The 14357-nt window shown below is 62.4% G+C and carries 15 protein-coding genes; 8 read left to right on the top strand and 7 right to left on the bottom strand.

Annotated features, from left to right (window positions below):
* Positions 1–18: 18 nt before the first annotated feature.
* The 4 genes from lpxK to FFI16_RS09045 all read right to left on the bottom strand — a co-directional run bounded on the left by lpxK (position 19) and on the right by FFI16_RS09045 (position 4424).
* On the bottom strand, positions 19–1029 hold the full coding sequence (gene lpxK, locus FFI16_RS09060) for a tetraacyldisaccharide 4'-kinase (protein WP_138814980.1): 1011 nt from the start codon (positions 1027–1029) through the stop codon (positions 19–21).
* Positions 1029–1457: a biopolymer transporter ExbD gene (locus tag FFI16_RS09055; RefSeq protein ID WP_138814979.1), complete on the bottom strand. Its 429-nt coding sequence runs from the start codon at positions 1455–1457 to the stop codon at positions 1029–1031. Before FFI16_RS09055 ends, lpxK begins: the two co-directional genes overlap by 1 nt.
* Entirely contained in the window at positions 1454–2089 is a 636-nt protein-coding gene (locus FFI16_RS09050; RefSeq protein ID WP_016969293.1) for a MotA/TolQ/ExbB proton channel family protein, read from the bottom strand. The genes FFI16_RS09055 and FFI16_RS09050 overlap by 4 nt, the downstream gene beginning before the upstream one ends.
* Positions 2090–2198: 109 nt before the next feature.
* Entirely contained in the window at positions 2199–4424 is a 2226-nt protein-coding gene (locus tag FFI16_RS09045) for a DNA internalization-related competence protein ComEC/Rec2 (protein ID WP_138814978.1), read from the bottom strand.
* Positions 4425–4558: 134 nt separating this feature from the next.
* Here FFI16_RS09045 and FFI16_RS09040 point away from each other — a divergent pair, with 134 nt between their 5' ends.
* Positions 4559–5074 carry a DUF2062 domain-containing protein gene (locus FFI16_RS09040; protein WP_138814977.1) on the top strand — a complete coding sequence of 172 codons (516 nt, stop codon included), beginning with the start codon at positions 4559–4561 and terminating at the stop codon, positions 5072–5074.
* 3 nt (positions 5075–5077) lie between these two features.
* On the opposite strand, the gene FFI16_RS09035 is transcribed toward FFI16_RS09040, so the two are convergent.
* Positions 5078–6436 carry a sensor histidine kinase gene (locus FFI16_RS09035; protein ID WP_138814976.1) on the bottom strand — a complete coding sequence of 453 codons (1359 nt, stop codon included), beginning with the start codon at positions 6434–6436 and terminating at the stop codon, positions 5078–5080.
* Positions 6423–7148 (bottom strand): response regulator transcription factor, encoded by a 726-nt coding sequence (locus FFI16_RS09030; protein WP_138814975.1) that lies wholly within the window; start codon positions 7146–7148, stop codon positions 6423–6425. The genes FFI16_RS09035 and FFI16_RS09030 overlap by 14 nt, the downstream gene beginning before the upstream one ends.
* Before the next feature lie 219 nt (positions 7149–7367).
* On the opposite strand from FFI16_RS09030, the gene FFI16_RS09025 reads away from it, so the two are divergent.
* From FFI16_RS09025 to FFI16_RS09010, 4 genes are all read left to right on the top strand, one after another.
* Positions 7368–10121 (top strand): response regulator, encoded by a 2754-nt coding sequence (locus tag FFI16_RS09025; protein WP_138814974.1) that lies wholly within the window; start codon positions 7368–7370, stop codon positions 10119–10121.
* A 177-nt stretch (positions 10122–10298) separates the two neighbouring features.
* The gene (locus FFI16_RS09020; protein ID WP_138814973.1) at positions 10299–11288 is read left to right on the top strand and encodes a 2-hydroxyacid dehydrogenase; all 990 of its coding nucleotides are present in this window, start codon (positions 10299–10301) and stop codon (positions 11286–11288) included.
* A gap of 71 nt (positions 11289–11359) precedes the next feature.
* On the top strand, positions 11360–11800 hold the full coding sequence (locus FFI16_RS09015; RefSeq protein WP_138814972.1) for a hypothetical protein: 441 nt from the start codon (positions 11360–11362) through the stop codon (positions 11798–11800).
* Positions 11797–12198: an META domain-containing protein gene (locus tag FFI16_RS09010; protein WP_138814971.1), complete on the top strand. Its 402-nt coding sequence runs from the start codon at positions 11797–11799 to the stop codon at positions 12196–12198. The genes FFI16_RS09015 and FFI16_RS09010 overlap by 4 nt, the downstream gene beginning before the upstream one ends.
* 131 nt (positions 12199–12329) lie before the next feature.
* Here FFI16_RS09010 and FFI16_RS09005 read toward each other — a convergent pair whose 3' ends face one another.
* A complete protein-coding gene (locus tag FFI16_RS09005) occupies positions 12330–12791 on the bottom strand; it encodes a TlpA disulfide reductase family protein (protein WP_058419872.1) in 462 nt (153 codons plus the stop codon).
* Positions 12792–12907: 116 nt separating this feature from the next.
* Between FFI16_RS09005 and arsC the strand changes: the two genes are divergently transcribed.
* The 3 genes from arsC to FFI16_RS08990 are packed head-to-tail and all read left to right on the top strand — an operon-like array spanning position 12908 to position 14263.
* The gene (arsC, locus tag FFI16_RS09000; RefSeq protein WP_138814970.1) at positions 12908–13261 is read left to right on the top strand and encodes an arsenate reductase (glutaredoxin); all 354 of its coding nucleotides are present in this window, start codon (positions 12908–12910) and stop codon (positions 13259–13261) included.
* Positions 13258–13872, top strand: coding sequence for an NAD(P)H:quinone oxidoreductase (gene wrbA, locus FFI16_RS08995; RefSeq protein WP_138814969.1), 615 nt, complete (start codon positions 13258–13260; stop codon positions 13870–13872). The genes arsC and wrbA overlap by 4 nt, the downstream gene beginning before the upstream one ends.
* Positions 13856–14263: a DUF2069 domain-containing protein gene (locus tag FFI16_RS08990; RefSeq protein WP_138814968.1), complete on the top strand. Its 408-nt coding sequence runs from the start codon at positions 13856–13858 to the stop codon at positions 14261–14263. The genes wrbA and FFI16_RS08990 overlap by 17 nt, the downstream gene beginning before the upstream one ends.
* Positions 14264–14357 lie beyond the last annotated feature (94 nt).

Genomic DNA, 14357 nt, shown 5'->3' with positions numbered 1-14357 from the left:
TTTCCTGGAAAAAGCGGTTTAAGGCGAGAGTCGGGCAGGCAGCAGGCGCATCAATTGCGTGTCGAACCAGGCCACAAACGCCGGTGACGGCAATGCATCTACTGCAAGGTACCACCAGTCGGGCTGGGCAAAGGCGCGGCACTTCACCGCGTCTTTTTCGGTCATCACCAACGGCAATGACGGTGTGAAATTCAACACCTCTGCGCTGTAGGGCGCATGGTCGGCAAACGCATGGGGAATCGGCTGCCAGTGTAGCGTTTCGAGGGTATTGAAGAAACGTTGCGGGTTACCGATACCCGCGACGGCATGGACCCGCTGGCCGGCGGCAAAATGCTCGACCGATTGGCGCTCACCGGTTTTCAAGTTGATCAGCGCCGTGGGTTGCAGGCGAAAGGCAAACCCATCCTCGCGATCGGCCCCGGCACCGTTGTACAACAGCGCATCCACGCTGCGCAGGCGCTCCACCGGTTCGCGCAAAGGCCCGGCAGGCAGGCAGCGGCGGTTGCCCAAGCCACGGGCGGCATCGATCAGCACCAGTTCCAGGTCGCGGGCCAGGCGGTAATGCTGCAGGCCATCGTCGCTGAGGATCAGGTCAAGGGGTTCACTGGCCAGCAAGGCTTTGACGGCGCGGCTTCGGTCTGGGTCTATCATCAGGGGCACGCCACAGCGCTGAACGATCAGCAACGGCTCGTCGCCCGCCACTTCGGCGCTATGGCTGGCCTCGACCCGCCACGGCAACTGCGGTGGCTTGGCACCGTAACCACGGCTGACCACACCCACTCGCAGACCACTGCGCCGGCAGTGCTCGATCAGCCACAGGATCAACGGCGTCTTGCCGGTGCCGCCGACGGTGATATTGCCCACCACCACCACAGGCACCGGCGATTGATAAATCTCACCCTCGCCCGCCAGGAAACGCGCGCGTTTGCGCTGCACAACGCGACGGTACAAAGATTCCAGCGGCCGCAGCAGCGCGAGTGCCGGATGGCCCGCGTACCACGCCTTGAGCAAACGATCGGACATGGCCATCAGGGCGGGCTCGCCGCCTCGACGGTGGTCATGCGCAGATGGCTGAAGCCCAGCTTGCCGGCGGCATCCATGGCGGTGATCACGGCTTGATGCTGGGTTTTGCCGTCAGCACTGATGGAAAGCGGCATGTTGGTATCGCCGCCGGACTCTTTCTCCAGAGCGGCCATCAGGCTGGCAAGGTCATTTTTTTCGAGCAATTGGTTATTCAACGAAAACACCCCGTCGGCGCTGATGGCAATGTCCAACTGCTTGGTTTGCTGGTCTTCGGCCGGTGAGCCACTCACGGCTTCGGGTAAATCAACACGCAGTTGGGTTTCGCGGGTGAAGGTGGTCGTCACGACAAAAAACAGCAGCAGGATAAAGACCACGTCGATCAGCGACGCCAGGTTGATATCAACATTCTCCCGTTGCTTGCGGCGAAATTTCACGCTCGGCCCTCAACGAAATCGACATCACGATCGCCCTGCACCACTTCCACCAGCTTGATGGCTTCCTGCTCCATGCCGACCACCAGTTCATCGATGCGACGCTGCAGGAAGCGGTGGAAAAACACTGAAGGAATACCGACCATCAGGCCCGCTGCCGTGGTGATCAAGGCCTTGGAAATACCACCTGCCAGGACGGCGGCGTTGGTGGTCATGCCCGAGCCCATGAACGAGCTGAAAATGTCGATCATGCCCAGCACCGTGCCCAACAGACCCAGCAACGGCGCCATGGCCGCGATGGTGCCGAGCGCATTGATATAGCGCTCCATTTCATGGATGACCCGGGCGGCAGCCTCTTCGATGCACTCTTTCATGATCTCGCGACCATGTTTGGAATTGGCGAGGCCCGCCGCAAGGATTTCACCCAGCGGCGAGTTGGCGCGCAGTTCCTTGAGTTTTTCTTTATCCAGCTGTTTGTTCTTGATCCAGCCCCAGACCTGCCCCAGCAGATGCTCGGGGGTTATGCGGCTGGCGCGCAGGGTCCACAAACGTTCGGCAACGATGCCGAGTGCGGCGATGGAGCTCAAGATAATCGGCAGCATCATCCAGCCGCCGGATTTGACCAATTCCCACACAGTGAATGTCCCCTCGAAAAAGTGCGCCACTTTACCATATAGGTTCACCGGCGTGGTTCGTAGGCGCCAGGCCCGCCTGTCACAGGCCCATGTGCTGGGTAAGCCCTTATCACGGTAACGCTTCGCGCCAGAACCGCCGTTGACTGCGCGCAACAACCGGTGGTTTAAAACTGCCCAGTTGCACACGCACGGCACCTTGCTCGGCGCTGTCGTAGACCCGGCTGCCCAGCGCCTGATAACGCGCCGTCACCTGTGGATGGGGATGCCCGAACGCATTGCCACGGCCACGGGAAATCAGCACCGCCTTGGGCGTAAGCCGCTGCAAAAACGCCCAGGATGAGGAACTGCGACTGCCATGGTGTGGCGCTTGCAACCAATCGGTCGGCACCGCCAAGGGCGACGCGAGAAAGGCTTTTTCGGCCGCCTCATCAATATCGCCCGTCAGTAGCAAGCGCTCGCCACGGGCCTGTACCTGCAAGACGCAGGATTTCGGATTGCTACTAGTGGCGCCAGGCCATTGCCACAATTCAAACGAAACGCCATCCCACTCCCAGCGCTCGCCATTGTTACAGGGCTGGGCCGCGAGAAAGGCCGGCAGCCCTTCGGTCTCTCCGCCGATAACCCGCCCGACGGGCAGCGCACCGGCAACCGCTGCTGCACCGCCGGCATGGTCGGCGTGGGCATGGCTGATCACCATCGCATCCAACGCCGCCACCCCAAGCTTTTGCAGGGATGGCAGCACCACGCGCGCGCCCAGGTCAACCGCCCCTGAGCGCGGGCCTGCGTCGTAGAGCATGGCGTGATGGCGCGTGCGCAGGACCACCGCCTGCCCCTGGCCGACATCCAACTGCACCACCTCCACCTGCCCGTGCGGCACCAAGGTCTTAGGTGGAAAAACCGCCAACAACAGCATCGGCCAGCCCAGCAGCCGCAGTGGCACGCCTTTAGGCAAGAGCAATAGCACCGCACCCGCGAGACTGATCAACCAGTAAACCAGCGGCACGTCGGCGGGCAGCCACGCTGCGCGCAACCCGGCCAGCAGCGCCAGGCCTGTGAACAGGCCGTCCAGCGCGCCACCGGCCAACCACAACAAGCCCTCTCCCACCCACGGCACCGCCAACAGTGTCGTGCCCAGCAGCGCCAATGGCAGCACCACCAGGCTGAGCCACGGCACGGCAAACAGATTGGCAACCGGCGCACTCAGGCTGATAGGCAACCCCAGCACCAGCAACACCGGAAACAGACCAATGGCGATCAACCATTGGGGGCGGGTCCAGGCCTGCCAGACGCTCCACGCTCCCAGACGCCCGCTGAACGCCAATACCAGCACGGCCACGGCGGCAAACGACAACCAGAACCCTGGCTGCAAACTGGCCAGCGGTTCCAGCACCAGCACAGCATTGAATGCCAGCAATAACGGCCACCACACACCCAAGTGGCGAAACCGCAAACGCCACAGCAGCACCAACCCGACCATCACGCAGGCCCGTTGCACCGGCACACCAAAACCCGCCAGTAAGCCGTAACCCAACGCGGCGCTGAACGCCAGGGCGCAGGCCCACGGCAGCCAAGGCAGGGCCCGGGGCCAGCAACCATAGCGGGCCAGCCCGGCCACCAGGGCGTAGATCAAACCGGCCAGCAAGCCAATGTGCTGGCCGGAAATCACCAGCAGGTGCACCGTGCCCGTGTCCTGCAACACCCGCCAATCCTCAGGCGCGAGCCCCGAGCCGTCGCCCAGCACCAAGGCTGCCAGCCCCGCCTCGCGGCCCTGGGCATCCACCGCCAGCAGGCGCTGGCGGACGCTGTCACGCCAGGCATGGCGAGCCGGTGCCAGGCGCTGGCCATCTTTCACCGAGCCAGTGGCACCGATGCGCTGGGCCAGTAGCCAGGCCTCGTAGTCAAAACCCTGGAAATTGAGCAAACCCGCCGGCCGCTTGAGCGTGACCGCCAGTCGCCAGCGCTCGCCACTGTAAACCGGCGGGCCGCCATGCCAGGACAGCCGGATACGCTTGGGCAACCGGGCCTTGCGTGACCGGCTGTCGGTCAATTCGAAGCGCACGCCGGTGCTGGTGTTTTGCGGCAACCCGATGACGCGCCCCTCAATCCAGCGAGTCTGACCGTCCAGATCGGGCCTTAGCCGGTCGTCCAACGCCCATTGCGCGCTCATGCACGCCCAGCTCACACCCATCAGCAAAAACGCCAGCGGATAGGTTCGAAACGGCAGCAGCATCAAGGCCACCACCAACATGGCCAACAGCCATGGGGTGGCCGGCAATGCGGGTAAAAATCGCAGCGACAATAAGCCCATTCCGAACGCGAACATCCCTGTTCTCATGAATCATCCTTTTCCAGTGATCCACTAGTCTTAGTCGGATACCCCGCGCGTCCTCTGATGTTTTGTCACAAAGTCTGAATTTTCTGTTTATAGAATGCGGGCATACTTGCCCCTCGAACTGACCTGGACCCCTTATGCCCCGGCGCTTATTCAAACGGTACATGCCCGACCCCACGAGTATCCGGGAACACAAGTCCTTACGATTTCTCGGCAAGTTGCTGCATGACCCCAACCTCTGGCACCTGAACCGCCATTCCGTCGCACGCGCCATGGCGGTGGGCCTGTTCGCGGCGTTTATCCCGATTCCGTTGCAGATGTTATTGGCGGCGGTCCTGGCGATCGCAGTGCGCGGCAATATGCCGATTGCCGTGAGCCTGGTGTGGCTGACCAACCCGATCACCATGCCGGTGGTGTTCTTCTGCACCTACCTGACCGGCGCCTGGCTGATGAACACGCCGCCGCGCAGCCTGCCCGACAACCTGACCTGGGAGTGGATCAGCAGCCAGCTGGGCACACTGTGGCAGCCGTTCCTGTTGGGTTCGGTGGTGTGCGGGCTGGTGTTGGCCGCGCTGGCTTACTGCCTGACGATGGGTTATTGGCGCTGGTGGGTCGCGCATCAGTGGAAGAAGCGCAAGCAACGGCGTGGCTGACGGCTAGCGCGCCGGCAGCCGCAGGTGTACGCACAAACCTTGCGCGGTGTTTTGCGCCCACAACGTTCCGCCCTGGCGCTGTACGGCATTGCGCGCGATGCTCAAGCCCAGGCCAAAACCGCCATCACCCGGCCGTGAACCTTCCAGGCGGGTGAACGGCGCAAAGATGCGTTCCAAGTCCTGCTCATCAATACCACCGCCCTGGTCTTGCAGCCAGATATGCCAGGCATCGCCCTCGCGACAGCCGTCCAGCGTCACCAGCCCCTGGGCGGGCGAATGCCGGATGGCATTGCGCAGGATATTTTCCAGGGCTTGGGCCAGCGCATTCAGGTTGCCGCGCACCCAGCAGTCGGCGGGCAACAGGCACGGCAAACGCGCTGCTGGCCAATCACTCTCATAACAGGCGTTTTCCCGCAGCATGTCCCACAAGGCCTGAAGCTGGATGGCTTCCTCGGGTAACGGCGTTCGCTCGCTGTCGAGCCAGGCCAGTTGCAGGCTGTCTTCCACCAGGCGCTGCATCGCGTCAATCTCGCGGCCCAGACGCTCGCGCAGCTGCGTCAGGTCTTGCTCACTGTCACAGGCCACGCGTAAACGGCTCAACGGCGTGCGCAGTTCATGGGACATGTCCCGCAATAACTGTTGCTGCAACTCCACGGTGCCCTGCAAACGCTCGGACATGTGGTCGAAGGCGCGGCCCAGCTCACCCAATTCATCCTGGCGGCTGGTGGCCTCGCGGGACATACGCGTATTCAATTGATCGGCGCGCCAAGCGTTGGCCTGCTCGCGCAATTGGTTCAGCGGCATGATCAGCAGCCGGTAAAGCCCCACGCACAGCAGCAAGGTAAACAGGCCGGGGATCACGCCGTTGGTCACCACGCGCCAGAACACCTGATAGCGCCCCGGCATAAAGCGCTTGGGCAATTCGATCACCAGCGAGCCGGCGCCAGGGTCGACCGGGAACGGGACTTTCACCCAGGGCAGGCCTTTGACGTGCCGGCTGACCGGCCACTCCAGCCCGCGCAGAAAGGTCAGGCGCTGGCTTTCCTTGTCGCTCAGCGGCATGTTGCTCAGCGACTGCAGGTCGTTGCCGATCACCCCGATCCAGGTGGATTCGCGCGTGCCCATCAGTTGCAACCAGGCGTCCACGCCCGCACTGCCCTGGGTACTCCAGGCCAGTTCCGCGCCCGCGGCATAGCCGCGCAGGATCTCGCGGGACTCCTCGGCCACATAGGCGTTCTGCTCTTCCATGTAGCGGCCCCAGGACCAACTGAGCCAGATCATCAGCAAACAGAAGGCGATCAGCAGGCAAGCGAGCTTCCAGAATAACGAATGCCGGCCGGGCAGCCGTTTAAAGCCCTTCATCATGGCCACTTAGCACATAACCTTTGCCCCACACCGTGCGCACTTCGCGCTCGCTGTAGCCGATGGCCTTGAGCTTGCGGCGGATCTGGCTGATATGCATGTCCAGGCTGCGGTCGTGGGGCGCGTAGCCGCGCTGCAACACATGCTGGTAAAGGAAGGCTTTGCTGAGCACTTCATCGGCGCTACGGTGCAAGGTCTCGAGCAGGCGATACTCGCTGCGCGTCAGCCCGGCCGAGTGTTCTTGAAAGAACACGTCGTACAGTTCATCGTCAAAACGCAGGCTGCGCGCATCGTCGTGTGTCGGTAAACACAGCGGCAACGGCCGTCGGTCCAGGGCCACGCGGCGCAGGATGGCTTCAATGCGCACGCGCAGTTCGATCATGCTGAACGGCTTGGGCAGGTAGTCGTCCGCGCCCAGGCGAAAACCGCTGATGCGGTCGGCTTCGGCGCCCAGCGCCGACATGAGGATGACCGGCATCGCATGGTCCTGGCGCAAATGGGTAAGAATCGACAAACCGTCCATGCCCGGCAGCAGGATGTCCATCAACACCACGTCGAACGCCTGGTCACGTGCCATCTGCAGGCCCTGTTGGCCGTTCTGGCACCAGGTGACCTGAAAGCCACAGCGGCCCAGGTGCTCATGCACATAGGCGCCCAATACCGGGTCGTCTTCAATGGTCAGGATAGTGGGTAGGCCAACTGCGGGATTCATTAGCGTCTGCAAGTCATTCTCAATCGCCGATTATTCAAGATTAAACGGTGACAGGCAATCGCCACCCGGCTGCCGATGGCTCGGAGATTGCTCTCGTAGATTGACGTCGATCATTAATTTGCGAGGTTCCACACCGCGCAAATGGCTACACTGCGCAGGTGGCGCGGACCGGATGCCCGCGCAGATCATCGAAAAACAGTGTGGTAGCAGGAGAGTGGCGTGCTTAGAAGAATGGGGATAAAAGGCCGCGTACTGTTGCTGACCTTATTACCGACCAGCCTGATGGCCCTGTTGTTGGGGGGCTATTTCACCTGGATGCAGCTGTCGGAGTTGCAGACCCAATTACTGCAACGCGGCGAAATGATCGCCGAGCAATTGGCGCCACTGGTGGCCCCGGCGTTGAGCAGCAAGAACACCGACCTGCTTGAACGCATCGCCACCCAGTCGCTGGAGCAACCCGACGTGCGCGCCGTGTCGTTCCTGGCACCGGACCGCTCGTCCCTGGCCCACGCCGGCCCGACCATGCTTAACCTCGCGCCGGTCGGCAACAGTTCGCACCTGTTGCAGCGCAGCGGCAATGACGCCACGCGCTACCTGCTGCCGGTATTCGGTCGCCATCGCAACCTCGCCGGCGAATTGATCCCTGACGAGTCCGACCGCCTGCTGGGCTGGGTCGAGGTGGAACTGTCGCACAATGGCATGTTGCTGCGCGGCTATCGCAGCCTGTTTGCCAGCCTGCTGCTGATCGCCATCGGCCTTATCTGCACGGCCGCCCTGGCATTGCGCATCAGCCGCACGATCAACTCGCCCATCGGCCAGATCAAGCAAGCCGTGGCCCAACTCAAGGACGGCAACCTCGAAACCCGCCTGCCACCCTTGGGCAGCCAGGAACTGGACCAATTGGCCTCGGGCATCAACCGCATGGCCGAAACCCTGCAAAATGCCCAGGAAGAACTGCAACACAGCATCGACCAGGCCACCGAAGACGTGCGCCAGAACCTGGAAACCATCGAGATCCAGAACATCGAGCTGGACCTGGCACGCAAGGAAGCCCTGGAGGCCAGCCGGATCAAGTCGGAGTTCCTGGCCAATATGAGCCATGAAATCCGCACGCCGCTCAATGGCATCCTGGGTTTCACTCACTTATTGCAAAAAAGCGAGCTGTCGCCGCGTCAGCTGGATTACCTGGGCACCATCGAAAAATCCGCCGACAACCTGCTGGGCATCATTAACGAGATCCTCGACTTCTCGAAAATCGAAGCCGGCAAGCTGGTCCTCGACAGCGTGCCCTTCAACCTGCGCGACTTGCTGCAAGACACCCTCACCATCCTCGCCCCCGCCGCCCATGCCAAACAGCTCGAGCTGGTCAGCCTCGTATACCGCGACACGCCGCTGGCGCTGGTGGGCGATCCGTTGCGCCTCAAGCAGATCCTCACCAACCTGATCAGCAACGCGATCAAGTTCACCCGCGAAGGCACTATTGTTGCCCGCGCGATGGTCGAAGACGAACAGGAAGACAGCGTACAACTGCGCATCAGCGTGCAGGACACCGGCATCGGCCTGTCGAACCAGGACGTGCGCGCGTTGTTCCAGGCCTTCAGCCAGGCCGACAACTCGTTGTCGCGCCAACCCGGCGGCACCGGCTTGGGCCTGGTGATTTCCAAGCGGCTGATCGAACAGATGGGCGGAGAGATCGGCGTCGACAGCACACCGGGCGAAGGCTCGGAGTTCTGGATCAGCCTGAGCCTGCCCAAAACCCGCGACGACGCCGAAGACCTGCCCTCGCCGCCGCTGCTCGGCCGTCGCGTGGCTGTGCTGGAAAACCACGAGCTGGCGCGTCAGGCCCTGCAACACCAATTGGAAGATTGCGGCCTGGAAGTGACACCGTTCAACACCCTGGAAAGCCTGACCAATGGCATCACCAGCGCGCACCAGACCGAACAGGCCATTGACCTGGCGGTGCTCGGTGTCACCGCCAATGACATTCCACCCGAACGCCTCAACCAGCATCTATGGGACTTGGAACACCTGGGCTGCAAGGTGCTGGTGCTGTGCCCGACCACCGAACAGATGCTGTTCAACCAATCGGTGCCCAACCCCAACAGCCAGTTGCAGGCCAAACCTGCGTGCACGCGCAAACTGCGCCGCGCATTGGCCGACTTGATCAGCCCGCGCCCATTGCGCAGCGAACCCGGCGAACCGCTGTCCAGCCGAGCGCCGCGCGTACTCTGCGTGGACGACAACCCGGCCAACCTGTTGCTGGTGCAGACGTTGCTCGAGGACATGGGCGCCAAGGTGCACGCGGTCGAAAGCGGTTATGCGGCCATCGACGCGGTGAAACAGGAAACCTTCGACCTGGTGCTGATGGACGTACAAATGCCCGGCATGGACGGGCGCCAGAGTACCGAGGCGATCCGCCAGTGGGAAAGCGAGCGCCACGGTACGCCGCTGCCGGTGGTCGCCCTCACCGCCCACGCCATGGCCAACGAAAAACGCGCCCTGCTGCAAAGCGGTATGGACGACTACCTGACCAAACCCATCAGCGAGCGGCAGTTGGCCCAAGTGGTGTTGAAATGGACCGGCCTTGCCCTGCGCAATCAAGGGCCGGAGCGCGCGACTGACGGCTTGGCACCTGGCGTGCAACTGCTGGTACTCGATCATGAGGAAGGCCTGCGCCTGGCGGCCAACAAAGCCGACCTGGCCGCCGACATGCTTGCCATGCTGTTGGCCTCGCTGGAAGCCGATCGCCTGGCGATCACCGCCGCCCGTGAAGCCAAAGACAACAATGCGCTGATCGAACGCGTGCATCGCCTGCATGGCGCCACTCGCTACTGTGGCGTGCCGCAATTGCGCGCCGCCTGCCAGCGCGCGGAAACCTTGCTCAAGCAAGACGACGCCAAGGCCATCGCCGCACTGGATGAACTGGACATGGCGATTGCGCGGCTGGCCAGTGAGGCACGGGTCAGCGCCTGAGGCTCCTCCAGGCTTGCCTGGGAGCTGGCTTGTGTAGGAGCTGGCTTGCCTGCGATGCGGGCAACTCGGTCTGCCTGCTCACCGCGTTGATGCTATCGCAGGCAAGCCAGCTCCCACAAAAAGCCCGGCGCCCACATCGGCCTACTTAAAACTCAGTGACTGCAGGGAGCTTTTTTAATGCGCGTCATTCTTTTCAGCAGCCAGACCTACGACCGCGACAGCTTTCTCGGCGAGCCGCTGCCCACAGGTGTCGAGCTGCAATTCCAACCGGCCCGCCTGAACCTCGACACCGTGGCCCTGGCCGAACACCACGAAGTGGTCTGTGCCTTTATCAACGATGACCTCAGCGCACCGGTGCTGGAACACTTGGCCGCCGGCGGCACGCGCCTGATTGCCTTGCGTTCGGCCGGTTACAACCATGTCGACCTGGCCGCCGCCCAGCGCCTGGGCCTGAGTATCGTGCGCGTACCGGCCTACTCGCCCCACGCGGTGGCAGAGCACGCCGTCGCGCTGATCCTGGCCCTCAACCGTCGCCTGCACCGCGCCTATAACCGCACCCGCGACGGCGATTTCAGCCTGCACGGGCTCACCGGGTTCGATCTGGTCGGCAAGACCGTCGGCGTGGTCGGCACCGGGCAGATCGGCGCCACGTTTGCCAAAATCATGGCCGGGTTCGGCTGCCATTTACTCGCCTACGACCCGTTCCCCAATCCGCAGGTCCAGGCCCTTGGCGCCAGGTATGTGAGCCTGCCCGAGTTGCTGGCCCAGGCGCAGATCATCAGCCTGCACTGCCCACTGACCGCCGACAGCAAACATCTGATCAACACACGCTCCCTGGCACAGATGCAGCCTGGCGCCATGCTGATCAACACCGGACGCGGTGGCCTGGTGGACACGCCTGCGCTGATCGACGCCCTCAAGAACGGCCAACTCGGCTACCTGGGCCTGGATGTGTATGAGGAAGAAGCCCAGCTGTTTTTCGAGGATCGCTCCGACCTGCCGCTGCAAGACGACGTACTCGCACGCCTGCTGACCTTTCCCAACGTGATCATCACCGCCCACCAGGCGTTCCTGACCCGTGAAGCGCTGGCGGCGATTGCCGGCACCACGCTGGCCAACATTGCCGCGTGGACCGACGGCCAGCCGCAGAACCTGGTGCAAGGTTGATCAGCGGTCATATACCAGGCTCATGATAGGCCGGCACCCGTGATAGGATGCCGCGCCTATTTGGAGGATCCATGGCCGAACACGATTTCCGCTTCAGCTTGCTGAGCCCGCAACACACCCTGATCGAATGCCGCGCCCTGGTGCCGGGCCGTTACCAGGTCACCGGCAACGGTGGTTCGATCAAACATGGCGACGTCTTGATCGTCACCCTGCGCGGCAGTAAAACCCTGTCGATGCGCCTGACCGTTGAAGGTGACGCGCGCTATTCCATCCGCCCGGCGGGCCAGTGGGTCGCCATGGCCCAGGGGCCGAAATTCGGCGAGCTGGAAATTCACACCTGGAAGGTCAACTGCGACAGCTGCGACAGCGTGCTGGAGTTTGAATTCGCCGTGGAAACCAAGCTCACCAAAGAGCCACTACCACCGGCCGCCAACGCGCGCATCAAAGAACTGGGTTGGGCCAGCGAAGGCGACAAACATCGCTGCCCGAAATGCCAGCAGGCTGCGCAATGAAAGGCCTGCTGCTCGCCGCTCTCGGTGTGGCCCTGACGGGCTGCGCCGGTGACGCGGTAAAGCTGCAGCAAGACCACAGCTACGTGGTGGAATGGATTGGCGAACGGCCGTTGATGGATTACGCGCACCTGACCGTCACCCTCGGCGCCGATGGCCGCGCCTACGGCAATGGCGGCTGCAACCACTGGTTTGCACCCTACACCGTCGAAGGCCAGACGCTCAGTTTCGGCAAGATCGGCAGCACCCGCAAACTCTGCGCCGAAGCCTTGATGGAGCAGGAACACCGCTTCTTCCAGGCCCTGCAAGGCGTGCAGCGCTGGGATATTTCACCGATCGAGCAAACTCGCTTCTGGCCGGCTGAAGGCAAGCCGATTCGGCTGTGGCTGGAAGAAGGCTGATTCCGGGTTTTCTCGATCCAAATGTGGGAGCGGGCTTGCTCGCGAATGCGGTGCGTCAGTCACCACTGAAGTTGACTGATCCACCGTCTTCGCGAGCAAGCCCGCTCCCACATTTGATTGATGTTGTTGCTTTAACCACGCAAGGCCTTGAGCTTGGCCAACACCCCTTCCGCCGTCTGCTCACCCATCAGCTGTTCACGCACCTTGCCCTTGTCATCAATGATGTAAGTCACCGGCAGCGCCTCGCTGCGTGGAATATCGAAAATCTCTTCCGGGTTCTGCGCCAGCACGGTGAACTTGATCCCCAGCTTCTCGCTGGCGGCTTTGAGTTCTTCACCCTGCACATTATCGAAATTGACCCCGAACACGCCCACATTCTGGCCTTTCAATTGCTCGGCCAAGGCATTCAATTCAGGGATTTCCGTGCGGCACGGCCCACACCATTCGGCCCAGTAATTGACCACCACCCATTGTTTGTCCAGGCGTTCGGCCGCCACTTTCTTGCCATATTGGTCAACGCCGTAATCGTTACCGCAGCCGCTGAGCAGCAGGGTTGTGATGATCGCCAATGCACCGATCAGTCGCCTAGTCATGGGGTAATCCTTCGCAAAAAATGAACGTTGGCTGCGACCTATCGCCTCTTACGGTTTAAGGACGGGTCGCCGCGCAGGTAGAATACCTGCCACCTTACGCAAGATGCGACCCGCACATGACCGATCTGACGCTTTATCACAACCCGCGCTGCTCGAAATCGCGCGGTGCGCTTGAACTGCTGGAAGCCCGCGGCCTGAACCCGACCGTGGTGCGCTACCTCGAAACCCCGCTGGACGCCTCTCAACTCAAGGCTTTGCTCAGCAAACTGGGAATCAGCGCACGCCAACTGCTGCGCACCGGCGAAGACGAATACAAAACCCTCAACCTGGCCGACGCCAACCTCAGCGAAGCGCAGTTGATTGCCGCGATTGCCGAGCACCCCAAGCTGATGGAACGCCCGATCCTGGCAACTGCCGACAAAGCCGTCATCGGCCGCCCACCGGAAAACGTGCTGGAGTTGCTGCCGTGACCGCGCCCTATGTGCTGGTGCTGTATTACAGCCGCAATGGCTCGGTAAGCGAAATGGCTCGGCAGATTGCCCGGGGCATCGAGCAAGGCGGCCTCGAAGCCCGCCTGCGTACCGTACCGGCGATCTCAACCGAGTGCGAAGCCGTGGCGCCGAGCATCCCGGACGAAGGCGCGTTGTATGCCAGCCTGGATGACCTGAAAAACTGCTCGGGCCTGGCCCTGGGCAGCCCGACGCGCTTTGGCAACATGGCCGCGCCGCTCAAGTACTTCCTCGATGGCACCAGCAACCTGTGGCTCACCGGCGCACTCGTCGGCAAGCCGGCCGGCGTGTTTACCTCCACCGCCAGCCTGCACGGCGGTCAGGAAACCACGCTGATGTCGATGCTGCTGCCGCTGCTGCACCACGGCATGCTGATCACCGGCCTGCCCTACAGCGAACAAGCCTTGCTCGACACCCAGGGCGGCGGCACGCCGTATGGCGCCAGCCATCATTCCGGGCCGGACGGCAAACGCATGCTCGATCAGCACGAAATCACCCTGTGCCGGGCACTCGGCCTGCGCCTGGCCACCACCGCCATGCTGCTGGAGAACGGCCGTGGCCAGAAAGCCTAAGGTCCTGCCGCCCCAGGCGTGGCTGGAACCACGGGTCAAGGTGGCACGCGTACTCAGCTTGTTGGCTTTTTCAGGGCTGGTGGGATTGCTGTGCGTGTATTACCTGTTCATCGCCGACCTGCACGGTGCGCGCCCGTGGGTGATCCTGCTGATCGAACTGGTGCCACTGCTGGTGCTGGCGCCGGGGATGCTGCTGGGCAGCGCGCGCGGGCATTCGTGGATGTGCTTTGTGGTGAACCTGTATTTCATCAAGGGCGCACTGGCGGCCTATGACCCAAACCGGCAGTGGTTCGGGGTGCTGGAGATGCTGGCGAGTCTGGCGGTGTTTTGTACCGCGCTGTTGTATGTGCGGTGGCGGCATCAGTTGAATCGGCGGTTGGCGCAAGTCTGATAGGAATTTGGCGCCGGACAGTCAGTCTTCGCGAGCAAGCCCGCTCCCACATTCGACCGCATTCCAAAGTGTGTACGCGGATAAATGTGGGAGC

This window comes from Pseudomonas sp. KBS0710 (assembly GCF_005938045.2).
Taxonomy (GTDB): domain Bacteria; phylum Pseudomonadota; class Gammaproteobacteria; order Pseudomonadales; family Pseudomonadaceae; genus Aquipseudomonas.
The sequence above is the reverse complement of the archived record's forward strand: the minus strand, read 5'-3'. Positions and strand labels throughout refer to the sequence as shown.